Source organism: Psychroserpens algicola (genome assembly GCF_014526325.1).
Lineage (GTDB): Bacteria > Bacteroidota > Bacteroidia > Flavobacteriales > Flavobacteriaceae > Psychroserpens > Psychroserpens algicola.
Genome location: NZ_JACNMJ010000003.1, coordinates 17670 through 41622 on the forward strand (window position 1 = coordinate 17670; position 23953 = coordinate 41622).

At 33.6% G+C, this 23953-nt stretch carries 26 protein-coding genes and 1 tRNA gene; 16 read left to right on the forward strand and 11 right to left on the reverse strand.

The window, feature by feature from the left end:
• Genes H7350_RS08675 through folP form a run of 5 tightly spaced genes read right to left on the reverse strand, consistent with a single transcriptional unit; the run spans nucleotide 1 to nucleotide 3886 of the window.
• Nucleotides 1-801 carry a DUF3667 domain-containing protein gene (locus H7350_RS08675; RefSeq protein ID WP_204345518.1) on the reverse strand — a complete coding sequence of 267 codons (801 nt, stop codon included), beginning with the start codon at nucleotides 799-801 and terminating at the stop codon, nucleotides 1-3.
• 2 nt (nucleotides 802-803) lie between these two features.
• A complete protein-coding gene (locus H7350_RS08680; RefSeq protein ID WP_204345519.1) occupies nucleotides 804-1604 on the reverse strand; it encodes a DUF3667 domain-containing protein in 801 nt (266 codons plus the stop codon).
• Nucleotides 1605-2387, reverse strand: coding sequence for a diadenylate cyclase CdaA (gene cdaA / locus H7350_RS08685; protein WP_204345520.1), 783 nt, complete (start codon nucleotides 2385-2387; stop codon nucleotides 1605-1607). It lies immediately after the preceding gene.
• A 36-nt stretch (nucleotides 2388-2423) separates the two neighbouring features.
• Nucleotides 2424-3113, reverse strand: a complete 690-nt coding sequence (locus tag H7350_RS08690; protein WP_204345521.1) for a hypothetical protein — start codon at nucleotides 3111-3113, stop codon at nucleotides 2424-2426.
• Nucleotides 3110-3886, reverse strand: a complete 777-nt coding sequence (gene folP / locus H7350_RS08695; RefSeq protein WP_204345725.1) for a dihydropteroate synthase — start codon at nucleotides 3884-3886, stop codon at nucleotides 3110-3112. Before folP ends, H7350_RS08690 begins: the two co-directional genes overlap by 4 nt.
• Before the next feature lie 130 nt (nucleotides 3887-4016).
• Here folP and H7350_RS08700 point away from each other — a divergent pair, with 130 nt between their 5' ends.
• The 12 genes from H7350_RS08700 (at nucleotide 4017) to H7350_RS08755 (ending at nucleotide 17250) form a co-directional block, all read left to right on the forward strand.
• Complete coding sequence (locus H7350_RS08700; RefSeq protein WP_204345522.1) at nucleotides 4017-4553, forward strand: DUF1599 domain-containing protein; 537 nt, start codon at nucleotides 4017-4019, stop codon at nucleotides 4551-4553.
• A 51-nt stretch (nucleotides 4554-4604) separates the two neighbouring features.
• Nucleotides 4605-5885, forward strand: a complete 1281-nt coding sequence (locus H7350_RS08705; protein ID WP_204345523.1) for a DoxX family protein — start codon at nucleotides 4605-4607, stop codon at nucleotides 5883-5885.
• A 17-nt stretch (nucleotides 5886-5902) separates the two neighbouring features.
• The gene (locus H7350_RS08710; RefSeq protein WP_204345726.1) at nucleotides 5903-6979 is read left to right on the forward strand and encodes an ABC transporter permease; all 1077 of its coding nucleotides are present in this window, start codon (nucleotides 5903-5905) and stop codon (nucleotides 6977-6979) included.
• A 2-nt stretch (nucleotides 6980-6981) separates the two neighbouring features.
• On the forward strand, nucleotides 6982-7473 hold the full coding sequence (locus H7350_RS08715; protein WP_204345524.1) for a TlpA family protein disulfide reductase: 492 nt from the start codon (nucleotides 6982-6984) through the stop codon (nucleotides 7471-7473).
• 39 nt (nucleotides 7474-7512) lie between these two features.
• On the forward strand, nucleotides 7513-8262 hold the full coding sequence (gene tpiA / locus H7350_RS08720) for a triose-phosphate isomerase (RefSeq protein ID WP_204345525.1): 750 nt from the start codon (nucleotides 7513-7515) through the stop codon (nucleotides 8260-8262).
• A 129-nt stretch (nucleotides 8263-8391) separates the two neighbouring features.
• Complete coding sequence (locus H7350_RS08725) at nucleotides 8392-10557, forward strand: T9SS type A sorting domain-containing protein (RefSeq protein WP_204345526.1); 2166 nt, start codon at nucleotides 8392-8394, stop codon at nucleotides 10555-10557.
• A gap of 33 nt (nucleotides 10558-10590) precedes the next feature.
• The gene (locus H7350_RS08730; RefSeq protein WP_204345527.1) at nucleotides 10591-12546 is read left to right on the forward strand and encodes a tetratricopeptide repeat-containing sensor histidine kinase; all 1956 of its coding nucleotides are present in this window, start codon (nucleotides 10591-10593) and stop codon (nucleotides 12544-12546) included.
• On the forward strand, nucleotides 12539-13171 hold the full coding sequence (locus H7350_RS08735) for a response regulator (protein ID WP_204345528.1): 633 nt from the start codon (nucleotides 12539-12541) through the stop codon (nucleotides 13169-13171). The genes H7350_RS08730 and H7350_RS08735 overlap by 8 nt, the downstream gene beginning before the upstream one ends.
• Nucleotides 13172-13219: 48 nt before the next feature.
• Nucleotides 13220-14344: an AraC family transcriptional regulator gene (locus tag H7350_RS08740; RefSeq protein WP_204345529.1), complete on the forward strand. Its 1125-nt coding sequence runs from the start codon at nucleotides 13220-13222 to the stop codon at nucleotides 14342-14344.
• A 90-nt stretch (nucleotides 14345-14434) separates the two neighbouring features.
• On the forward strand, nucleotides 14435-16033 hold the full coding sequence (locus tag H7350_RS08745) for a T9SS type A sorting domain-containing protein (protein WP_204345530.1): 1599 nt from the start codon (nucleotides 14435-14437) through the stop codon (nucleotides 16031-16033).
• 41 nt (nucleotides 16034-16074) lie between these two features.
• Nucleotides 16075-16911: a 50S ribosomal protein L11 methyltransferase gene (gene prmA, locus H7350_RS08750; protein ID WP_204345531.1), complete on the forward strand. Its 837-nt coding sequence runs from the start codon at nucleotides 16075-16077 to the stop codon at nucleotides 16909-16911.
• Between the two features lie 63 nt (nucleotides 16912-16974).
• Nucleotides 16975-17250: an ATP-dependent Clp protease adaptor ClpS gene (locus H7350_RS08755; RefSeq protein ID WP_204345532.1), complete on the forward strand. Its 276-nt coding sequence runs from the start codon at nucleotides 16975-16977 to the stop codon at nucleotides 17248-17250.
• 40 nt (nucleotides 17251-17290) lie between these two features.
• Here the strand turns inward: H7350_RS08755 and H7350_RS08760 are convergent, their stop codons facing one another.
• The 5 genes from H7350_RS08760 to H7350_RS08780 all read right to left on the reverse strand — a co-directional run bounded on the left by H7350_RS08760 (nucleotide 17291) and on the right by H7350_RS08780 (nucleotide 21259).
• Nucleotides 17291-18697, reverse strand: coding sequence for an MBL fold metallo-hydrolase (locus H7350_RS08760; protein WP_204345533.1), 1407 nt, complete (start codon nucleotides 18695-18697; stop codon nucleotides 17291-17293).
• An 85-nt stretch (nucleotides 18698-18782) separates the two neighbouring features.
• Nucleotides 18783-19589, reverse strand: a complete 807-nt coding sequence (locus H7350_RS08765; protein WP_204345534.1) for a sulfite exporter TauE/SafE family protein — start codon at nucleotides 19587-19589, stop codon at nucleotides 18783-18785.
• On the reverse strand, nucleotides 19590-19997 hold the full coding sequence (locus H7350_RS08770; RefSeq protein ID WP_204345727.1) for a DUF6691 family protein: 408 nt from the start codon (nucleotides 19995-19997) through the stop codon (nucleotides 19590-19592).
• A 4-nt stretch (nucleotides 19998-20001) separates the two neighbouring features.
• Nucleotides 20002-20562 (reverse strand): YeeE/YedE family protein, encoded by a 561-nt coding sequence (locus H7350_RS08775; RefSeq protein ID WP_204345535.1) that lies wholly within the window; start codon nucleotides 20560-20562, stop codon nucleotides 20002-20004.
• Between the two features lie 61 nt (nucleotides 20563-20623).
• Complete coding sequence (locus H7350_RS08780; protein WP_204345536.1) at nucleotides 20624-21259, reverse strand: Crp/Fnr family transcriptional regulator; 636 nt, start codon at nucleotides 21257-21259, stop codon at nucleotides 20624-20626.
• A gap of 85 nt (nucleotides 21260-21344) precedes the next feature.
• Here H7350_RS08780 and H7350_RS08785 point away from each other — a divergent pair.
• Nucleotides 21345-21418: transfer RNA gene (locus tag H7350_RS08785), tRNA-Arg, on the forward strand.
• Nucleotides 21419-21706: 288 nt separating this feature from the next.
• Here H7350_RS08785 and H7350_RS08790 read toward each other — a convergent pair.
• Nucleotides 21707-21940, reverse strand: coding sequence for a helix-turn-helix domain-containing protein (locus H7350_RS08790; protein WP_204345537.1), 234 nt, complete (start codon nucleotides 21938-21940; stop codon nucleotides 21707-21709).
• A gap of 97 nt (nucleotides 21941-22037) precedes the next feature.
• Here H7350_RS08790 and H7350_RS08795 point away from each other — a divergent pair, with 97 nt between their 5' ends.
• The 3 genes from H7350_RS08795 to H7350_RS08805 all read left to right on the forward strand — a co-directional run bounded on the left by H7350_RS08795 (nucleotide 22038) and on the right by H7350_RS08805 (nucleotide 23536).
• Entirely contained in the window at nucleotides 22038-22541 is a 504-nt protein-coding gene (locus H7350_RS08795) for a ubiquitin family protein (protein ID WP_204345538.1), read from the forward strand.
• A gap of 6 nt (nucleotides 22542-22547) precedes the next feature.
• Nucleotides 22548-23006, forward strand: a complete 459-nt coding sequence (locus H7350_RS08800) for a hypothetical protein (protein ID WP_204345539.1) — start codon at nucleotides 22548-22550, stop codon at nucleotides 23004-23006.
• 272 nt (nucleotides 23007-23278) lie between these two features.
• On the forward strand, nucleotides 23279-23536 hold the full coding sequence (locus tag H7350_RS08805; protein WP_204345540.1) for a hypothetical protein: 258 nt from the start codon (nucleotides 23279-23281) through the stop codon (nucleotides 23534-23536).
• Nucleotides 23537-23953 lie beyond the last annotated feature (417 nt).

The window sequence follows — 23953 nt, forward strand, 5'->3', positions numbered from 1 at the left end:
TTATGAACCTGCAGCTTCTCTGGCTGCTCTTTGCGCTTCAATCATCTGTTGAAAATCTCCTGTGATTAACATAATTACAACCATTATAATGGTAATGATGACGAAGACAACTCCTAAAACCACAAAAAATAACAGTGTGCGCAATGCCATTTGCCCTAAACTGAGCTTATAGAGTCGTTGTAAAATGTATACGCCATAAATAAACATTATTGGTATAAAGAACATGCTTAGGATGCCATTTGTGATACCAAAAATTGCTCCAATAATAATAGCAACTGCAGATACAAGAGAGAACTGAGATTGCCAATACATAAAAACAACTATTAATTCGGTATAATTGAATTTCCTTGTTCCAATAAAGGTGATATAGGCAATGAATGCATAAACAGGAACATAGAGCATCATAAATATTGACATGTATTCTTGGATGAACGACATGTTTTTTTGCTGAAATTCCTCTTGACCTTTAACTGCAAAATTTGAATAATCTAAGGATTCGGGGAAAAATTTATTGAGAAATAGTAAATATAAACCGCTAACTGTAATTGCTAGTCCGAAGTAACTAATAGGATTCACATAGCGTTTTCGCACACCATCAATATAACCACCTATGACTACTTCAGGTTTTTTAATTAAATCAATAAAGGTTCGTAAAAGTTTATTGTCATAATTAAAAAACGTTTCACTTAAATGCTCAAAAAGATTTCTGAAGGTTAAGCGATTTCTTATAACTTTTCCGCCACATTGATTGCAAAAGTCGCTTTTTGGTGCGAGTTCAATATTACAGTTTTTACAGTTCATAATTAATGCATATCTATTGGTGTAATTTGCCCTGTTGCTCCTAAGTATATACCGTATACTATTCCGAATATAATAAGAATTATTATCATCACCACAAATACCATGATGTAGTATAATACAACTCTGGCAAACGCATCAACAGTTTTGATAGAATACAATCTCTTAAAAACATGGGTCATATATACTAACATTGGAAGCAGAGCTAATTGCGATAATATATTATAATTGATATTTAACGGTAGGGTCAGGAGGGTTACAAAGAACCAAAAGATAAAAAAATGTGCATTAGCGTATATATTAATAACAAAATGCTCAGCAAGATTATACTTTTTTGAATCAAAAAAAAGGAGTTTCGATGCTATGGCGTATAAGGGAATAAACACTATTGTTAATAAGCCCTGGTATTCATAAAATGAATCTACAATAGAGTTATAATCAAAGGTCTCGTTATTAACTTTTATCGGGTTGGTAGGTGAAATGATATCAGCAGATAACAATTCTGGAAAAAAACGGCGTAAGATAAAGAATTGTAAACCAATTAAGGTTATTGCAAGTCCTAAGTAACTAATGACATTGACATATTTTTTTCTGAAGCCATGAACATAATTGTCGATAACAATTTCTGGTTTGACGGTAAGCTCTCTAAAAGTTCGTGCAAATTTGTTGTCGTAACTTAAGAAGTTAGAAAAAAACAATCCAATAATAGATGTTAACTGTAAACGTTTTGCGTTGATGATTTCGCCACAATTTGAACAAAATTTTTGTTCTGGAGTTAGAGATGTTTCACAGTTGTTACAAGTCATCTAAGTTAAATCTTTATAGAGTAAAGTTGTTAATTCTTGCAGGTCTTCAAATATGATAAATTCACCATTTTTTAAATAGGAAATTTGACCTGTTTCTTCACTTACCACCAAGGCAATTGCATCTGTTTTTTCAGTTATACCAACAGCTGCGCGATGGCGTAGCCCAAAGCGTTGCGGAATGTTTTTTTCGTTATTCACCGGAAGAATCACGCGAGTAGCTTTTACGATGTTATTCTCTATAATGACAGCACCATCATGAAGCGGACTATTTTTAAAGAATATACTTTCGATGATAGGCTGTGTGACTTTAATATTCATTTCATCACCAGTATTGGTCAAAAAATCCAGATTATTATTACGTTCTAAAACGATTAAAGCACCAGTTCTGGACTGACTCATTCTATCACATGCATTCACCAGTGCATTGATATCGGTTTCAGTTTCTGCTTCCGTTTTTAAGAATTTCATTTTTTTGAAAAACTTACCACGACCACTCAGGTTTGTAGATCCTACCATAAGCAGGAATTTTCTGATTTCTGGCTGAAACACTACGATAAGCGCTATAATTCCTACTTTAATGAATCCGTCAAAAATACGATGTAACATGTACATGTCCAGAAAATCGGTCACTCTCCATACCAAATAGATGATGATAATGCCAATAAAAATATTAACAGCAACGGTACCTTTAACCAGCTTATAGACGTAATAGAGTAGAATAGCGACAAGAAAGACGTCGATAAAATCTATAATTCCAAAATCCCAAAATTTGAATTTTTCCAAGTTAAAGTGGTTTAGCGTAAATGTAATAATTATTGGTTAATAAATGAATTCGTTACTGTCTATAACCAAACTGCTAATTTTGTTGGTGTCAACAGAACATTTAAATTTGATATAATCCTGAAACGATAGTTTAGTATTAATCATAAGAATAATTTTACTGTAATAACCAGAAGTTAGGTTTTTAAATCGATTATTGCTTAAATCATCCAAGCTATAATCTCCTCTATTGGTTAGTTGTCCTCCAAAAATATCAGAAGCTGTAATTTTTGAATCTTCATTCATTTTTAAAAGTAAAATTGGTTCTTTTTTGATTTGAATTTTGAGAATATCATCGTCGGTTTCTACTGAGTTGTAGACGACATCAGTAAACTCCAAAAAGCCTAAATTTTGAATGCTCGTGTCATTGCAGGTATAGTAATTTTTAGCGTTTTCATTTTTATGCATTTTGGCATTGCGTTTTTTGTCTTGTAAAAACTTGATCTTCGGAATTGCTTGTGCTAAGGTGAGTCGCTTATCGACATTTATGAGCCAGTTGGTAGTTCCGATCAGGTTTTTTCGATTGAGTTCAACACTATCTGTTTGTGTTTCATCATAAAATAAATAGGCATGAGACACATCTGAAACTTCGGTAACTGGAGCGCCATGAACTTCAGGAAGCAATAGTATTTTTTCATTTCCGCAGGACGATAAAATTATAACAGTTAATAGTAAATAAAAGTGTTTCATGTAGCTCGTAATTGTTGGGTTAACTTGATACACTCTATAGCTTCTTTAACATCATGAACTCGTAATATGCTTGCTCCTTTTTGAAGGGCAATAGTATTAAGAATAGTAGTTCCGTTAAGCGCATTATTTGCCGTCGTTTCAAGCGGTTTATAAATCATAGATTTTCTGGAAAGACCTGCTAAAATCGGTAAATCAGTTCTGTTTAAATGCTCTAATTTGTTGAGCAGCTCGTAATTTTGCGCTGTCGTTTTAGCAAACCCAAACCCTGGATCTACAATCAAATCGATGATGCCTAGAGCTCTGGCTTTAGCAATACGTTCAGAAAAGTACAAGAGGATATCCTTGACCAAAACCTTATAGTTGGTAAGTTGTTGCATTGTTTTTGGATTACCTCTCATATGCATCATAATGTACGGAACTTGTAAACCCGCAACCGTTTTTAGCATTTTTTTATCTAAATGTCCTGCCGATATATCATTAACCATACAGGCGCCTGCTTCAACACATGCTTTTGCGACCTCGCTTCTAAAGGTGTCTATCGATAGCAAAACTTCAGGGAAATTTTTGGTAATAAATTCAACTATTGGAAGACTACGCTGCAATTCTTCATCTACAGAAATGTCTTCAGCATCAGGTCGGGAGCTATAGGCACCTAAATCAATAAAAGTAGCACCTTCGTTAAGCATTGTTTCTACTTGACGTATAACTAACGACTTGTTTTTAAAACGTCCGCCATCATAAAATGAATCTGGTGTTACGTTTAAAATCCCCATAACTTTAGGTTCGCTGAGGTCTATTAATTGCCCTTTACAATTGATGGTTTTACTCAAAACTATATAGTGAGGTTAAAGTTTTTTAATCTGATTAATTTATGCGAAATTTACGGAAAATTAAATGTTTTAAATGCAAGATACTTCAAAACAATATGATGAGGTAATTTCGCAATGCCGAAGTCTTTTTATCAATAAAATGAAAGACTACGGAAGTGCATGGCGAATTCTAAGATTACCATCCTTAACAGATCAAATATTTATAAAGGCACAGCGTATAAGAGGTTTACAGCAAAATAGTGAACGCAAAGTTGATGAAGGAGAAGTTAGTGAGTTTATTGGTATTATAAATTACTGTACTATGGCTTTAGTACAATTAGATAAAGGCGTGGTAGAGCAACCCGATTTGTCTTTAGAAGAAGCGACAACATTATATGACGAAAAAATTGCCATCACAAAACAACTCATGATGGATAAAAATCATGATTACGGAGAAGCATGGCGTGATATGCGTGTTAGCAGTTTAACCGATTTGATTTTACAAAAGTTATTACGTGTTAAGCAAATTGAAGATAATGCAGGAAAAACTATAGTAAGCGAAGGTATTGATGCCAACTATCAGGATATGATTAATTATTCGGTATTTGCTTTGATTCATTTAAGTAATTAATGATATTTTTAAATATCATATTTGTGTTGTATTAAAACTATCTCATTCCATATGAAAATATTTATCACCATATCAAGACTCATTGTCGGAAGTTTATTTATCGTTTCTGGTTTAATTAAATGTAATGATACTATAGGGTTTTCATATAAACTAAATGACTATTTTGCTCATGATGTTTTAAACCTTGAGTTTTTAATTCCGTATTCACTGTTACTTGCAGTATGTATTTGTGTGGTTGAAATTGTGCTTGGAGTTGCAGTACTATTCGGCTTAAAAAGTAAACTCTCAACGACATTAATTCTACTCATGATGCTGTTCTTTACCTGGCTCACATGGTATACATCCAGCTGTTTAGAGGCACAAGATGCAGCAGGTAGACTAGGAGAGGAGTTCACAAAAAACTGTGTATCAGATTGTGGATGTTTTGGTGATGCATTAAAATTAAAGCCTAAAGAGTCATTTTATAAAGATCTGTTTTTACTCATATTTACTATACCATTATTCTTTTTTGGTATTAAAAATAAGATACCAAAAAACACTAAAAAGGAAGATTGGTTCTATATGATAACGTCTCTAATATTAATCTTTGCCTTTGGAGTTTTAGTTATAGGATGGTGGTTTACTGTAATATTCTCAATTGCTTTATTCGCCTTAGTATATGTAATAAAAAATAATGTCAAAGGCGATTGGCTGGCACTATTAGGAGCCTATCTGATTTCTCTGGCGTTTACCTACTATTGTTTACAAAATTTACCTCTTAAAGATTTTAGGGCTTATAAAATTGGAGATAATTTTCAGGAAAATATGAAATTACCAGCTGATGCTCAAAAAGCGGTAACCGATTATATATGGACTTATAAATTAAACGGTGAAGAAAAGACATTTACCGACAGAGGTCGTGGGCCAGCTGAATATGATGAAATTATAAGTGTAGAAACTCATGTTATTGAAGAAGGCGATGTGCCTAAAATTCAGGATTTCACCATTGAGTCTGAAGATGAAGATTTAACACAACAATTTTTAGAAACCGATAAATTAGTAATGATTGTGTCTTACAGTTTAGAAAAATCTGAAGCTGAAGGTATGGAGCAATTAAAAGCACTTGCCGATAAAGCAAAAGCGCAAGGGTATACTGTGATAGGTTTAACAGCTTCTGGAGAAGCTAAGAAACAAGAAGTAAAAGCGACTTATAACTTAGATTTCGATTTCTATTTGTGTGATGAAAAAGTCTTAAAAACTGTTGTTAGAGCAAACCCAGGAGTGGTCGTTTTAGAAAAAGGAACTGTTACTCAAAAGGAACACTGGAATAATATTGACGATTTAGAGTTTTAATTTTTAACAATTGACATCTGATAAATTACATTTTAAATAAAGCCTTTTATGCCTTACTCACTCTTTTTGGTGTAGTAACCGTCATCTTCTTCTTATTTAATGTACTGCCAGGAGATCCTGCACAAATGATGTTAGGACAAAATGAAGACAGTGAACAAATCGCTGCTGTTAAAGCAAAATACGGATTTGATAAACCCTTATCAACTCAATATTTATATTATCTTAACGATGTATCTCCAATCTCATTTCACTCTACTAACAGTGAAGATTACACCTTTTTAAGCGAAGGTAAATATAGTGCGATGTCCTTATTCACTCTTGGAAATACGACAATCGTTATCAAAAGTCCTTACCTAAGAGAATCATTTACAAAACAAGGGAAAAAAGTATCTCAGGTCATAGGTGAAACTCTGCCTAATACAGCTGTGTTAGCTGTTTCTGCAATAGTTATAGCGATCATACTCGGCATTATCTTTGGAATCATTTCAGCATTATACAAAGACAAATGGATAGATAAAACCATTCAGGTTTTCAGCACACTTGGGATGAGTGTGCCGTCTTTTTTTAGCGCAATCCTGTTTGCCTGGTTTTTTGGTTTTGTTTTACATGAATACACAAATCTGGAAATGACAGGAAGTTTATATGAACTTGACGATTTTGGTGAGCAAACCCATATCAAATGGAAAAATTTAATTTTACCAGCAATTGTATTAGGTATTCGTCCCTTGGCTGTCGTCATTCAGTTGATGCGAAATTCTTTATTAGAAGTGTTTAATCAAGACTACATTAGAACAGCCAGAGCTAAAGGCTTGAGCGAATTTCAGATTATAAAAAAACACGCGGTTAAAAATGCCTTAAATCCGGTTGTTACTGCAATTTCTGGCTGGTTTGCGTCAATGCTTGCAGGTGCTGTTTTTGTAGAATATATTTTTGGATGGAATGGCCTTGGAAAAGAAATTGTAAATGCCTTAAATACTTTAGATTTACCTGTGATTATGGGTTCGGTTCTCGTGATTGCTTTATTATTTATTATGATTAATATAGCTGTAGATATCATCTACGGATGGCTTGATCCAAAGGTAAAATTAGAATGAGCATGAAAAACAGTATCATAGTTTTATTAATAGCTATTTTTATGTTGAGTTGTAAAGCGCAGCCAGATCCAACACGCTTTTCAGAAGATGCATTAAATGATACTTTTGTCAATTTAGAAGGTGAGTCTGTGAGCTTAAAAACAATCTTAAATAAACATAAAGGAGAAACTATTGTAATTGATATTTGGGCGAGCTGGTGTAGAGATTGTATTGTTGGTATGCCAAATTTAAAAGCTTTACAAAATGAATATGCAGATGCCACATATCTGTTTATATCTATGGATAAATCTCAAAAAAGCTGGAAGAATGGTATTGAAAAGTATAATATTACAGGAGAACATTATTTTATGCCTAAAGGCTGGAAAAGTCAGTTTAGTAAATCTATCGATCTAGATTGGGTTCCGCGATATATGGTAATAAACGCAGAAGGCCAAATTGCCTTATTTAGAGCTATTAAAGCAGAAGATTCAACATTAAAGAACCATTTAAAATAAAAAATTTAGTTTCTTCGGAAACGTTAAAACACAACACAAATGAGAAAACACATCGTAGCAGGAAACTGGAAAATGAATAATGATTTAGCACAAACATCATCTTTAATTTCAGAGTTAAAAAGACAAAGCAAAACCTCAGATGCTGAGGTTATGATTGCACCATCGTTTACAAATCTCTGGCATGCATTTGAATCCACACGAGAAGATGATATTGAAGTGATTGCTCAAAATATGCACTTTGCTGAAAACGGAGCCTATACAGGAGAGGTGAGTGCTAGTATGTTAAAAAGTATTGGAGTTAAAACTGTGATTTTAGGACACTCTGAAAGACGTGCGTACTATAATGAAACCGATGAATCTCTTGCTAAAAAAGTAGATGCTGCTCTAGCAAATGACTTAAGAGTAATTTTCTGTTTCGGAGAAGAATTAGCAGATCGTAAAGCTGGTAATGAAGAAACGGTAGTTGAACGTCAGATAAAAAATGCGTTATTTCACTTAGAAGCATTAGCATTCAAAAACATTGTATTAGCTTATGAGCCAGTTTGGGCTATTGGTACAGGAGAAACTGCCAGCCCTGAGCAAGCTCAGGATATGCATGCGTTTATCAGAAAAACTCTAGAGAGTACTTATGGTAATGCTATCGCTGATGACATGACTATTTTATACGGAGGCAGTGTGAAACCAAACAATGCTAAAGAAATTTTTGGGAAACCTGATGTTGATGGCGGACTTATTGGTGGAGCTTCTTTAAAAGCTGAAGATTTTTATGCTATTGTAAATGCGTTTTAAATAGTATAACCTTGTTCATGGTAACTAAGGGTATTCCCTTAATTTTTAAATCTAGAGAATGCCCTAATAGATTTGATTTTAATTGTAATTAGCTTGCAATGAGTTAATTATTAATTAAAATCAACGCTTATGGTACCTTCAAAACTACTATCGTTTTTATTCTTTTTATCTTGTATGTTGGGTTTTGCCCAAGTCCCAACCAATAATGAGTGTGCAAATGCTGAAATCATTACAGTAACCACGTCTTCAATACTTACTATTTCTGCAGATTTTACAAACGCTACCGAAAGTTTAGACGCTTCTTGTAACACAGTTTCTACCAATAATAAGGATTTGTGGTATCAATTTACGATGCCTGTGGATGGTATTCTACATATAGATGGTCCCTCGTCATTAAATTATTTTACACTATATGAGATCTGTGGTGGAGCAGAAATTGCCTGCAGTAAGGATGATGCAGTTTTTGGAAATTTAATAGCAGGAAATTCATACCTCCTCAGAACATCATATCAGTTTAATGGTTCGGTAAATATTGGCTTTCAGGTTTTTGAGCCAGCAGCTAATGATGACTGTGCTAATCGGGAGATATTAACTGTTACTACAGATGATTTTATACAGCCCAATCCAGATTCAAGAAGCGCAAGTTTTAGTTCTAATTCTAGCTGTGATGTTTCTAATATAAATTATGCTGATTTATGGTATGAATTTGAAATGCCAGTTGATGGAAATTTAGAAATATCTTCTAGTCAATCTTCGCAAATATTCTCGCTTTATGATGCATGCTCAGGAACAGAACTCCAATGTTTTTCTGGCAATGGATTATTTCAAAATTTAAGTTCAAATACCTCTTATGTGCTGCGAGTTGCAGAAAGAGTAACCGATGTTGGTATAATGAATTTTAGACTTAAGGCTTATGCTTATGCGGTCAATAATAATTGTAATGCTTCTCAAACTATAATAGTCGAAACCTCAAATGCCAATGCCTATACAGCCGATTTGAGAACAGCTAGTGAAAGTTTGGTGTCTTCTTGTGAAACGACGAGTACTACTAATTTCGACTTATGGTTTAATTTTACCATGCCTGTAACTGGAAACTTAAAAATTGATCAATTAATAGGATTAGATACCATAACCATTTATGATACATGTGGTGGTGTTGAATTATCCTGTCAAAAAGGCTTACAATTTATTTCCGGATTAGTAGAGAATACAAATTATATAGTTAGAATCTCCTCTGTTAGTCAAGTCAATAAAGTGCCCAGATTTCAGGCATTTGAACAGGCTTTGAATGATGAGTGCGCAAATAGTGAAACGATTTCGGTTGCCACAGAAAATGCATTGTCTTACCAGGCAGATACTAGAAAAGCTAGTCAGAGTTTACTGTCGTCCTGCGATAATACTAATGATAATAGTCTAGATTTATGGTATGATTTCGTAATGCCAGTCACAGGAAATATCCAGATTTCAGGTGTGAGTTTCACATTTAGAACATCTTTATATGATGCCTGCTCTGGAGTGGAGTTGGATTGTATTAATGGAAATGGTACGTATTTTAATCTGGGTATAAACACTAATTATAAACTTCGAGTTTCACAACTCACAACTTCAGCAGCTGCAGTTAATTTTAATATTCAAGCCTTTGAAAATTTATTTAATGATGAATGTGTTACACCGCTTGATTTGACATTAATTGAGAATGAATTTACGACATATACTACTAATAATGCTGCAGCAACTAATAGTACGCTTTCGGCATGTGAACCTTCTAGTGAGAATATAACTATTCAAGATGTTTGGTATCGCTTTACTATGCCAAGTGATACTGATGTTGAAATAGATCATTTGACTTCAAGTATAAATGGATACTATGCCTTGTATGATTCCTGCGGAAATAATGAATTACAATGCTTTACAAATGATGGTTATTTTAATGATTTGATCGGTGGAAATGAGTACTACTTGAAAGTTGGGAAATTATCATCTCAAGCGGGAATTTTGAGTTTTAATATTTCAGCAAAATCTAAAACCTTATCTGTTGAAGAATCTTTAACAGAAGGACTTTCGGTATATCCAAATCCGGTTGAAAATGTGGTGCATATTTCTACAGGTAATGATCAGATAATTGATCGTGTTTCAATTTATGATATCACAGGACAATTAATTAAGAGCGTCTTATATACCCAATTAAGCAACCCTATTGATGTTGATATTAGTGATTTGGCAAGTGCGCATTACTTTATGATTATAAGCTTAAACGATCATAAACAAATGATACATAGAATGATAAAGAAATAAACAGATTTGTATCTTTAGATGATGAAGTATCACATGGCACATTATAAACATATTTGGTTTGCTTTTATTCTGATGTCTCAAATGCTCTTTGCGTTTCAAAAAGATGCTGTAGTTCAATTTAAGGATAGCATACGTGTTGAGGTTGCACAATTATCAGATAGCTTAAGAGCGCAGCGCTATTATAATGCCTCATTTTATGCATTGCGACACCTTAATGATTTAAGTTTAAGTCGGTCCTATGCTGATAGTGCTATGTTTTATGCCAGAACATCTGGATTTAAAGATTCTGAAGCTAAATCTCATTTTCAATATGGCCTCCTTGACCGCATTGAAGGACATTATGATTCTGCCCTTGAGCATTTAGATACAAACATTCAATATTTCAAAACCGATTCAACTCTGGTCGCTTATTCATTGTTTCAAATAGGAGTTATTCATCGTGCTTTAGGGAACTATGATAAAAGCTTAGAGACGTATCTGGACATTCTGAATATTTTCGAAAAAAAGAAGGATTCTTTTGCTATTGCTTCAACTTTAAACAGTATTGGAAATATTTACGGTGAAATGAAGAAACCCGACGAAGCCATTAGTAATTTTTCGGATGCTTTAACAATTTTTGAATCTAAAAAATCACTACGTGATATTGGTAATGCACATGAAAATATTTCAAAAATGTATCTCTTAAAAAATGATACACTGGCTGCCAAAATGCATGTAGATAAAGCACTAGAGATTGCAAGAACTTCTCAGGAAGACTATCAGATTGCTCGTGTTTTATCTACTTTAGGAAAGCTTAATCTCAGTTCAGATATCGAGGCGGCATATCAATATCTTCTTGAAGCAAAACAAATTTTCGAGGATAAAGATTTCCGAAGAGATTTAATTCCTATTTACAGAGATTTAGGAACATATTATCAGAAAAAAGCGAATTATAAACAGGCTTTTGAGGCCTATCAAACATCCTTGAATATCGCTGAAGATTACAATGAGCAACCTTATTTGAGGGATGTGTATTTCAGGCTATCAGAGTTACACCATGCTTTAGGAGATTACAAACAGGCATTTGACTATCAAAAGCAATATGTGGTCATTAAGGATTCGTTGTTTAATTCTGAAAGTTTAGAAACGATAAATCGCCTTCAAAAGCAGTTTGAAGTGAAAAAAAAAGATAATGAGATATATAAACAGCAATTGCTTTTAGAAACTCAAAAAAATGAAATCCAAAAGAAGAATATGTGGTTTAATTACACATTAGGACTCGTATTTTTATTAGTATTAATCTCTGTATCAATTTGGCTGGTTTATAAACAAAGGCAAAAGCGGAAAGACCAAGAATTAGTAATGCTAAAGAATGAAGCGCAAATTAATTCGTTAGAATCACTAATCGAAGGTGAAGAAAAAGAGCGTCTCAGAATAGCTAAAGAATTGCATGATGGCGTTAATGGAGATCTTTCGGCAATCAAACACAAGCTTAATACGCTTTTAGAACTCAATAATACAACCATTAAAGAGGCTGTTGTTATGATCGATAAATCCTGTGAACAGGTACGAGCCATTTCACATAATCTGGTGCCACCTGCTCTTGAAAATTTTGATTTGCAATCGGCAATTTCAGATTATTGTACAAATATGAATAACATTCATAAGCCACTAATACAGTTTGATTATTTGGGAGATGATGTCACTCTGCCCAAGTTAATGGAAGTTAATATTTACAGAATTACTCAAGAACTGGTAATTAATAGTATAAAACATGCAGAAGCAAGTGAGATAAATGTACAATTAAGTGTTAGAAATAATACTGTTCAATTAGCGGTTGATGATGATGGGAAAGGCTTTGATACGGCTCATGTTCAAACTGATGGAATCGGAATTTCTAATATAAAAAGTAGAGTTGCATTCTTAAATGGAGAGATTGATTTTGTATCTTCGGAAAAAGGCACATCAGTTAATATTTTTATAGATAAATCTAAATATAATCATGATTAAGGTTGCAATAACAGATGATCACTATGTTGTACTTAAAGGTATTGAATCACTTTTAAAAGACGAAAAGCACATTCGTGTGATATCTATTCATGAGAATAGTCAGCAAACTCTCGAATCCTTAAAAAAAGAGCAGCCAGATATATTATTCTTAGATATTAATTTGCCCGATATTAATGGGATCGTACTTACAAAAACGATTACCAAATCCTTTCCTGAAGTCCGTGTCATTGCCTTAACCAATCACGAGGATGTCTCTTTTGTTAAGCGTATTTTAGATAATGGTGCATATGGATATTTGCTTAAAAATGCACATAAAGAAGAGTTGCTTGAAGCTATAAGTGTAGTTGCTAAAGGTGAAAAATATTTGCAAAAGGATATCGAGAAAAAAATACTGAATCAGTCGTTAGGACGAACAAAAGTCAGTGCTTTTCAGCCTAAGTTAACACGACGAGAAACAGAAGTCTTACATGCTATTTTTGAAGAATTAACTACTCAGGAAATTTCAGATAAGCTTTTTATTAGCCCGAAAACAGTAGAAGCTCACCGCACAAATATTATGAGCAAACTTGGTGCTAAAAATAGTGTTGGAATGATTAAAATAGCCATTGAGAAGCAATTATTGTAACTGTATTTTTAAATTTTACTTATCTTTTATTTTCAAAATAGAAGTTTTTTGAATTTCAATATATATAATAGTATCATCTTAGCAGGCGTTATTCAAGGCTTCATTTTTGGTGCTGTTGTATTACTGTCAAAAAAATATAGAAGTCGGAGTGTTTTTTTTCTCGCTTTGCTTATAGTGGTTTACTCGCTAAGCAATTTTCAGTTTTATCTTCAGGATATTGGCCTAATCACCTATGAGGAATTGTTTAGTACGATTTATATGCCTTGGGCAGATATAACACCAGCGTTATTATTTCTATATGTTACCCTTTATTTATATCCAGATTATAAGATAAAGCGAAAAACATATTTGGTAATTGTTCCATTTGTTTTTACTCTAATCCTGAGTATACTGTATAAGGTTTTTGTACGACTGGAACTTAAAAACGATTTTCTAATTAATCTAACCAGCTTTATAAGAGATTATATTGCTTATTACACCGATTTAATCGCTGCATTACTTTATATCGTTGTCTTGATTGTACTATTTAAAAAAATCAAGAATTACAGTCAAAGTCATAACAAATTTGAGGTCAATCATATTAAACTTCAAATACAATGGCTTAAAATAACGCTCTTAATACTCTTTTTTCTTGTATTGATTTGGATAACACTTGTGGTCTTAGATATCTATATTGAAGGCATTTCATTTTACCCAATCTGGTTGGGTGTTGCGTTCTTAATTTACTGGTTAGGTCACATAGGTGTCTATAAATTTGGTGTCGATAAGGAACGAAAACAAATTAGATTAAAACGTCAGCAAAAGGAAATTGTAGTTATTGAAAGTAAGTCGAAACATCTAATTATCGAAAGATTAAAACAATACCTTATTAATGATAAACGGTTTTTAGATCCTAGTTTAACATTAGAAAAAACTGCTGAAGATTTAGATTTAAGCCGAGGGCATTTATCAAAAACAATTAATACTGAATTAGGTTTGAGTTTTAAAGATTTTCTCAATGCATTGCGTGTAGAAGAAGCAAAATCATATTTGCTTGATGACGATTTCTCTAATTATACCTTAGTGGCTATTGGTCTAGAAGCTGGGTTTAATTCTAAATCTACTTTTAATGCGTCCTTTAAAAAAATCACAGGTGAAACACCTTCACAGTTTAAACAACGCCGTATAAATTAGTCCAGTTTTGTCATAATCTTACAAAATGACACATCTAAATTAGGTGTATTGATAGCTTTGATTACTTATTAATCAATATATCAAATCACCATGAATAGAATATTACTCGTCATACTTTCATTACTTTTTATAAATACAGGAGCTGCACAAGGTTGGGGACAGACTCAAAAAATTGTCGCAAGTGACCGAGCTTCTGCAGATGTGTTTGGCTGGGCAGTCGCTATCCAAGGCGATATTGCCATCGTTAGTGCCAGAGATGAGGAAGAACAAGCAAGTGATGGTGGAGCCGTTTACATTTACTTTAAAGACAATTCAGGTAATTGGAATCAAACACAAAAGCTATTTAGTTTAAACCAAAATCAGTTTGATAGATTTGGACAATCTCTTGCTATTGACGGAAACTACTTAATTGTAGGAGCAAGAGGTCAAGATTACGATGAAAATAATGCCAATTTTCAAAATGCAGCTGGAGCGGCTTATATTTTTGAAAAAGATGGTTCGGGAAATTGGAGCCAAATTCAGAAGATAGTCGCATCAGACAGAGGTGAAACATTTCAGCCTGTTTTTGGTGAAACCGTTGCTATAAGCGGTAACTACATTGTCGTTAATAAGCCCACTGAAATGACAGGGCTTGAGGGGCAACCAAATTTAGCTGGAGCTGGTGCTTGTTATGTTTTTGAGCGAAACACAATTGGTAGTTGGGAAGAAGTACAAAAACTAGTATCTCCAGATAGAGATCAAGGCGAGCGTTGGGGCGATTTTTCTACTGCAATTTCTGGTAATACTATAGTTGTTGGTTGTAGTTTAGAAACTTTAGATGCTTCTGGCGGAAATGAATTAGCATCTGCTGGAGCAGCTTATATTTTCGAACGTAATAGCAATGGAGTATGGAACGAAGTTCAAAAGCTGGTCGCATCAGATAGAGAGGTTGGAGATACCTTTGGAAGGTCTGTTGCTATCGATGGCGATTATTTAGTTGTTGGTGCCGATTTCGAAGATGCAATTGCAAATGCAGCTGGAGCAGCTTATGTGTTTAAAAGGGATTCGAATGGCAATTGGAATGAAATGCAAAAAATTACGGCATCTAATGGTGCAACTTCAGATCGGTTTGGGTTTTCTATTGATATAGAAGGAAACAGAATTATTGTAGGATGCCCTTTCAGGAGTTTCATGGTTGGAAGTACTAACGTTCCTTCTGGTGGTGGTGCTTATATATTTGAAAGAAATGACGCTGACGTATGGAATGAAGTACAATATAATTATGCAATGGATAGAGCACAGGGTGATAAATTCGGAAATTCGGTAGCCATAAGTAACGGATTTGCTTTGGTAGGAGCTTTTGAGGAAGATGAAGATGAAAATGGTGAAAACACTTTGAACCAAGCAGGTTCAGCTTATATTTTTGATGCCAATGAACCTAATACTTTAAGTGTTACAAGCCTTAATTCTAAGTCTAGGATACAAGCCTACCCAAATCCCGTGGATAATATGCTGTATATCAATTTAGGTCTACTTGCAGAGACTACAACAGTAACTGTCCAATCCATCTTAGGTCAGAAAATAAACTCTCATGACTATCAAAATGTTGAGGTCATTGCATTACCATTTCATTTGTCAAAAGGGATGTATTTGGTCGAAATAAAAATTAATCATGAAATCACTTCAGTTTTAAAACTAGTAAAGCAGTAAATCACCAAATATCACGTAACTTTGTAGTCTAAATAAGTGACATGTCAAACACGATTTATATAGGCTACTATTTCAAGGTGCAGCCGTTACAACCTGCTGTAGAAATCCTCATTGCAGAATTAGGTTACGCAGGTTTTGAGAGTTTTGTTGAAACCGAAGATGGTGTGACAGCCTATATTCAGAAAGACGAATGGCATGATGCTATACTCGAAGATGTTCAAATATTGAAGTCAGATGAATTTGAAATCACCTACACTTCCGAAGAGATTGAACAAACCAATTGGAATGCCGAATGGGAGAAAAATTTTAACCCTATTGTTGTAAATGACCGATGTTCGGTTCGAGCACCTTTCCACGAAAAACCAGATACGCAATACGATATTATTATTGAACCCAAAATGAGTTTTGGCACAGGACATCATGAAACAACACATATGATGATTGCGTATATTCTGAAAAATGAGTTTACAAATAAATCGGTTCTGGATATGGGTTGCGGTACAGGTGTTCTCGCTATTTTAGCTGAAATGAAAGGTGCACAGCCAATAGATGCCATCGATTATGATAATTGGTGTTACCTCAATAGTCTTGAAAATGTCGAACGTAATAATTGTAAGCATATTACAGTTTTAGAAGGCGATGCGAGTTTGCTACCTGGCAGACACTACGATGTTGTTATTGCAAATATCAATAGGAATATTTTACTGAATGATTTGGAAACGTATAATGCTGCGCTGAAGGCTGGCGGACAATTATTCTTAAGCGGATTTTATAATGATGATATTCCTGTTATTGTAGCCGAATGTAATAAACACCACCTTAAGCACGTTGAAACTTTAGAAAGAAACCAATGGGTCGCTTTAAAGTTTCAGAAATAATTTTTAAATTTATACTAACAGAATACAACCAACCTCATTAAGTTAATTGCTATGCACCAAATAATGAGCACCAAAGAAAAAGTAAAAGAAGAACTTCTCGTTGATACCTTAGAGCAGCCTCTAAATGAGATTGTATTGTATAATGATGAGGTCAATACCTTTGATCATGTTATAGATACCTTAATCTATGCTTGTGATCACACTCCTGAACAAGCTGAACAGTGTTCTATAATTGTTCACTACAAAGGACAATGTACTGTAAAAACAGGGGAGTACAAAGAGCTAGAGCCACGTTGTACCATGCTTTTAGAGGCAGGTTTAAGTGCCGAAATTATCTAAAAACAGTTCTGTTTTTTATTCTAGAAAGTAAGTCTGAGTTTTATAAGGTTGTTGGGCACACAAAATCGGTCATTGGTAAATCCGTCTTTTTAATAGCTCCAAAACCACCAGCAATATCTACCAGATTATGAAATCCACGTGCTTTTAAAATGGAAGCAGCAATCACACTTCGGTAGCCGCCAGCACAATGAATATGATACGTTTTGTCTTTAGAAATCGCATTCATATTTTCATTGATATAATCTAAGGCAAAATGTTGCGCGTCTTCTAAATGCATGCTTGCATATTCGCCATCTTTTCTTACATCTAAGATGTTAACGTTTCCATTTTCAACGCGATTTGCAAATGTTTCTGCTGAAATAGACTCCAGTGTGTCAATCTCTTTTCCTGCTGAAATCCAGGCATCAATTCCACCTTTTAAATACCCTAAAGTATTGTCGTAACCAACACGCGATAAACGCGTCACAGCTTCTTTACTTTTACCTTCAGGAACGACCAGTAAAATAGGTTGTTTGATATCAGTGATTAAAGCACCAACCCAAGGGGCAAATCCGCCATTCAATCCTATAAAAATCGAATTAGGAATATGGCCTTTTATATAATCGCTTTGTGGTCTTACATCTAATACCAAAGCGTCTTCACTATTCGCCATAGCTTCAAAATCTTCGGGAGACAACGGAATGTCACCAGTTTCTAAAACCGTTTCAAAATTGTCATAGCCCATTTTGTTAAGCATCGCATTTTTTGCAAAATACTGAGGTGGAGGTGCAATACCATCTAGAACTTCTTTTACAAATTCATCTTTAGACATATCAGCTCGAAGTGCATAGTTGGTCTTTTTTTGGTCGCCAATCGTACCGACTGTTTCTTTGCTGAGGTTTTTTCCACAAGCCGATCCAGCACCATGAGCAGGATAAACAATAACATCGTCGGCTAAAGTCATGATTTTAGTTCTTAAGGACTCAAAAAGCATTTTTGCTAAATCTTCTTTCGTTAAATCCGATTTTATTGCTAAGTCTGGTCGACCAACATCGCCTAAAAACAAAGTGTCACCAGAGAATATAGCATGATCTTTTCCATTTTCATCAATCAGTAAATAGGTAGTTGATTCTAAAGTATGACCAGGTGTATGCAATGCTTTAATGGTTAAATTTCCTATTTTAAATTCTTCATTGTCACTTGCTGAGTAAATGTCATATGAGGTTTCAGCTCCAGGTCCGTAAACAATTGTAGCGCCTGTTTTCTTAGCTAAATCCACATGACCAGAAACAAAATCGGCATGAAAATGCGTTTCAAAAATGTACTTGATTTTTGCCTTGTTTTTATTGGCTTTATCAATATAAGGTTGTGTTTCGCGAAGTGGATCAATAATTGCAACTTCGCCTTGAGATTCTATATAATAAGCACCTTGTGCTAAGCAGTTTGTATATATTTGTTCGATAATCATAACATGAATATTTTAATTTATTCTCTTTTCATTTGTATATAAAGATACAGAATATTGGATTTTTGATTTGTGATTTTTGTTACATTTAACTTAGTACTTCTTTGTAGATGATGTAAAATGCCATTATTAAAGTGAAGTAGCCAAACCATTTTTTTAGCCTTTTATCACTCACTAATTTTGAGGCATAAACACCAATTATAATTCCTACAATTGAAAACGTGGTAAAAGTAATCAGGAATGACCAATCTACCGTTATATTTTGAAGATCTCCTAAAAAACCTATTAATGATTTTATTGCAATAATTAGTAAAGATGTACCTACAGCTCGTTTCATGGGTAGTTTTGCCAAAAGAACAAGAGCAGGAATAATTAAAAACCCTCCACCTGCACCAACAAGTCCTGTTAAAACTCCAACGACAATACCTTCTATAGCAATAAGAGGGTAATTGTAGTTAATGAGTTTATTTTCAATAATATCTACCTCCTTCTTCTTAGAAATAATCATGGAAAAACTTGCTAGAAGCATGATTATTGCAAATAGCATCATGATAAAGACATTGTTAGTCACCTCAAAATTATTGATCTTAAAAAGTACTTCTGGAATTTTTGGTACTATAAAAAGGCGTGTTAGGTAAACCGCAATTAATGCAGGCGTAGCAAATATTACAGCAGTTTTAAAATCGATTAAGCCTTTTCTAAAATTTTGAAATGCTCCAATGATAGATGTTATTCCAACAACAAAAAGCGAATAACCAGTTGCTATAATTGGATTGATACCCAAAATATAAACTAAAATAGGTACCGTTAATATAGAACCGCCTCCACCAATAAGACCTAAGATTACACCAACAAGTAGTGCGCCTATGTATCCTAATATTTCGATAGTGTCCATTTAATGTGGTAATTTGTCTTTAAGAATACCATATACGTAGGTTCCTAAAATTGCAGCAAGAATAACTATGAGCATTGAAAATACACCTGTTCCAACCAATATATACATTGGTCCTGGGCAAGCTCCAGATAAAGCCCAACCTAAGCCAAAAATAGTGCCGCCAATAATATAGCGTTTAAACCCTTGGTCTTTTTTTGGGACTGTCATAAGTCCACCATTGATATTCTTAAAATTCTTACTCAATAAAAGTAAAATGACTCCGGTAGCAATAGCCGTTCCTATGATGCCATACATATGAAAGGATTCAAATTTGAACATCTCGTAAATACGATACCAGGAAACCGCTTCAGATTTTACAAGGACAATTCCGAAGATTATTCCAACCACTAAAAATTTTAAATACTTTATCATCTTAACCAAAAATTAAAGGGAATAGTAAATGAATCATAATTAAACCACCTAAAAAGAAACCAATTACTGCAATTAAAGATGGTAGTTGTAAGCTACTTAAACCAGTAATAGCATGGCCTGAAGTGCAACCTCCAGCATATCGTGTTCCAAATCCGACGAGAAATCCGCCAATAATCAAGATGGCTAAGCCTTTGAATGTGAAAACATATTCCCAACTATATAATTCGGCTGGTAATAAGGTTTGTCCGGCATTTTCAAACCCCAAGGTATTGAGGTCTTGAACTGTTTGCGGATTTAAATCAATATTTGTAGGTACCGATAAATAATGATGCGCTATAAATCCACCAATAATAGCTCCTAAAACAACAGTTAGGTTCCAGCGTTGGGATTTCCAATCGAAATCAAAGAATTTTACTTTTTTTCCTGCGCCACTAATAGCACAAAGTGTTCTTAGATTAGAGGACATGCCAAATGTTTTGCCAAAATAGATAAGGAGAAACATGATTATGGCAATAAGCGGACCAGAAACATACCATGGCCAAGGTTGTAAAATGTATTCCATGTGGTAGTAATTTATTACAAATGTAAACCGACTAAATGAATCTGAATGTGATAATTGTTACTTAAAACTGTAAGACTTCAATTTTATTCCTCATCAGTTTAATTTTATCCTCATTTTCTAATTGCTTTAAAATGCGAGATACCACGACTCTGGAGGTGTTTAAATCTTCTGCAATATTTTGATGCGTTTTACTAATTGTAGTCGAAGCATTTAATTTAACATGATCAATTAAATATTTGTAGAGCCGTTCGTCCATTTTCATAAACGCTAAAGTATCTATGGTATCGAGCATTTCGTCAAAACGAATCTGATAGCTTTGAAGAATGAAATTGCGCCAGCTTTTATTATTGTCAAACCATTCGACCATTTTATGGTTAGGAATCATTAAAACGGTAGAATCCTTATCGGCAACAGCTCTGATTTTACTTTTCAATTTTGAAATGCAACATGTTAAGGACATTGAGCAGGTGTCTCCACTCTCTAAGACATATAACAGTAATTCGCTGTCATCGTGATTCAGTCTTAATACTTTGATGTTACCTTTTAAAAGTAGAGGGATATGGGAGAGTTCTTGTCCGATATCAATAATGATATCATTTGCTTTAAATGTTTTAAGAATACCGTTTTTAGCAATGTCATTGATAATAACATCATCAAATTGAGAATAAAATTGACTGAGTAGTTCTTTAATTATCATGCTTCAAAAATAAACATTTACAATTTTGAATTAAATTGTTTGGTAGTTTTTTAATTAATGTAGTATATTTGCATCCCAATTAAAAGGCCTCGTGGCGCAACTGAATAGCGCACTTGATTACGGCTCAAGAGGTTACAGGTTTGAATCCTGTCGAGGTCACGAATATAATTCCCAGCTAATTGATATACAGTTAGTTGGGTTTTTTGTTTGGATATTTGTGTCACTTTACGTGTCTCTTTTTTACAAGACTGCTTATCCAATAGCACCATTCTACCTGAGGACTTCTTAAAAACTTAATCGTATTGTTTAAAAAAGTTATTCGTTTGAAAAGTTCATTTTTGCGACATGGGCGTATCCGAAAATATTGAAAGTAACCCATCTTCTTACACGGGGGTACTTCGAGAATCTGATAAATGAAGATTAAAGCAAGTTGACATAGAAAAAAAATCATTTTATTTTTTTGAAATCAATTATTTCTGAGATATCAACTTCTAGTGCTTTGGCAATTTTAATAATGGAAATAATATTAGGTATATGTTCCCCTCTTTCAATCCTTCCTATTTGGTTTTTTGCTACGTCAGCATCTACCTGCAACTGAAATTGGCTTAAATGTCTTTCAAGTCTTAGTTTGCGAATATTGTCGCCTATTTGCTTGATTATTTTCTTTTCAGACATTTCCATGTCCAAAAGTCCATCTATCTCATAAAAATATTAACCCCATGTTTGTGGTATTTGATTTTAATTGTTATCTCTGCAATTAATTCAAAAAGAGTATGGTATGTTTTCGAATGATTTAGATATTCCAAGGGTTATTAATACATTTTACAAACAACCAAATTCATTTGCTACTCTCGAATTCGGGTTTGAGGAGCAAGCAATGCTAGTAAAGTCGGGGTTAGATAAAAATGAATCAACAAGTAAAGGGTTGTTTAGGTTGTTTATTCAGAAAGTTCCAAAGGATTATAATAACTCAAAATTGATATTTCACATTACAGATAATCCAATTGGCTACTTCTACTTTGAGCCTCTATATTATTCATCTCAATTAAATTTTAAAGAAAGGATACTTGAACCAAAACCAAATTTAGTTACTAATGGTTTTATTGAAATTGGAATACCACATTCAATAGAACTTAATTTTATTAAGAATGCTCTACCCAATGAAAGTTCAAGACCTAAAATAGTTACTCTTAAATACAACAATCTGATTTCAGTAAAAAATCATGTAGACGATAGCTCTATATCTGGATTTAACCGAATAGCTTTAATAATCAATAAATAAAATCATATGAGAAAGTCAATTGTCTATAATTCAATATTATTGTTCATATTTTTTCTGTCCTTAAATTCGTATTCTCAAAAGAACAGCGATTACTTAGATGTAAAAAATGGCTTCATAATATTTACGTTTGGAGATTTATATAGCACTTACAGTAACCGTTTAATTAAGGAGAAAAAAAGACTGAACATTACTGGAACTACTTTTTATAAATACAATGGAGTTGAGCCGAGTGATTTATTTGGGGTGGCATGGGATAAAATTTCATTGGGATTCACAAAGAATAAATTGACAGATGTAGAGGTGCGTTGGAATTATAACTCGAATCATTTCAAAACGATTAGGAATGATTTAGAAAATGTTTTTGGAAAACCACAGATTTCAGATACAGGATACACAGTAACATACTTTTGGAAATCCAAAAAAAATTATTATGAAGTTCACAGGAAAAAGTTCAAGGTACCCTGAAGACTACGGTAAATATGAGTACTTTACCTTGAAAATCGAAAGCATTTTTTTGAAGAATGAGCTGAAGTATAATAAGAAGAAGGATTTTTGAGTTAATAAGCGATATGAATACAGAATTAATAAAGCTTAAAGTTAGACCAAAGTCAGATTCATCATATGTTAAAGAAATCTTCTTAAAAGCTTGTCAAAACCTCGATACATCTATATTTGAACCTCTTATTGATGAGAATGAGTATTTTGAGAGTCTTGACAAGTACAGGTTCCTGCAATCTATGAAGGAGCAGTTTGATTATCTCAAAGAAAATGGTGTCGAGAAAGTATATATGGCTATAGGAACTTGTAAAATGTGCTATACTGGGGAGAAGGTCTATGAGTTTTATAAGGAACTCAAAAATGGTAAACCAGCTTTTGCATATAACATCCAAGAAGAAAACGGAAATATAAAGGACATTTTCAGGTGTAACTTTAGTGATGGTTATCAGAGAGCTTCCAGAGACAATAAGAACCCAGATATAACGTATCTATTCTAAGCGATTAACTAGAATTTAATCTATTTACTAATATTTAATAGTAGCTTGAGGAAAGTTGTTTTATACATGCTGTTATTTCTATTACCAATCTTAATAATAGTTTTAGTCAATGAGGCATCAAGATATACTAGAACTGAAACTGGTGTTAAGGTTAAAGATGTGGTTGCTATTAATTCCGATTCTATATTGATAGACAGATGTACTTGGGCATGTTACTATAATACTAAAAGCCATTGCAAGATAAACCACGCTAACTTTGCTAAACCCTATTTTAAATACATAGACCCATTATATTTTGGCATTATTGAATTTATGCATAAAGGCAATAATTATAAATTAATGAATGTTCTTTTTTTAGTATTACTGGTGCCTGTTCTTATGTATACACTTCTAATAGCTAATATTGAGTTGTATTTA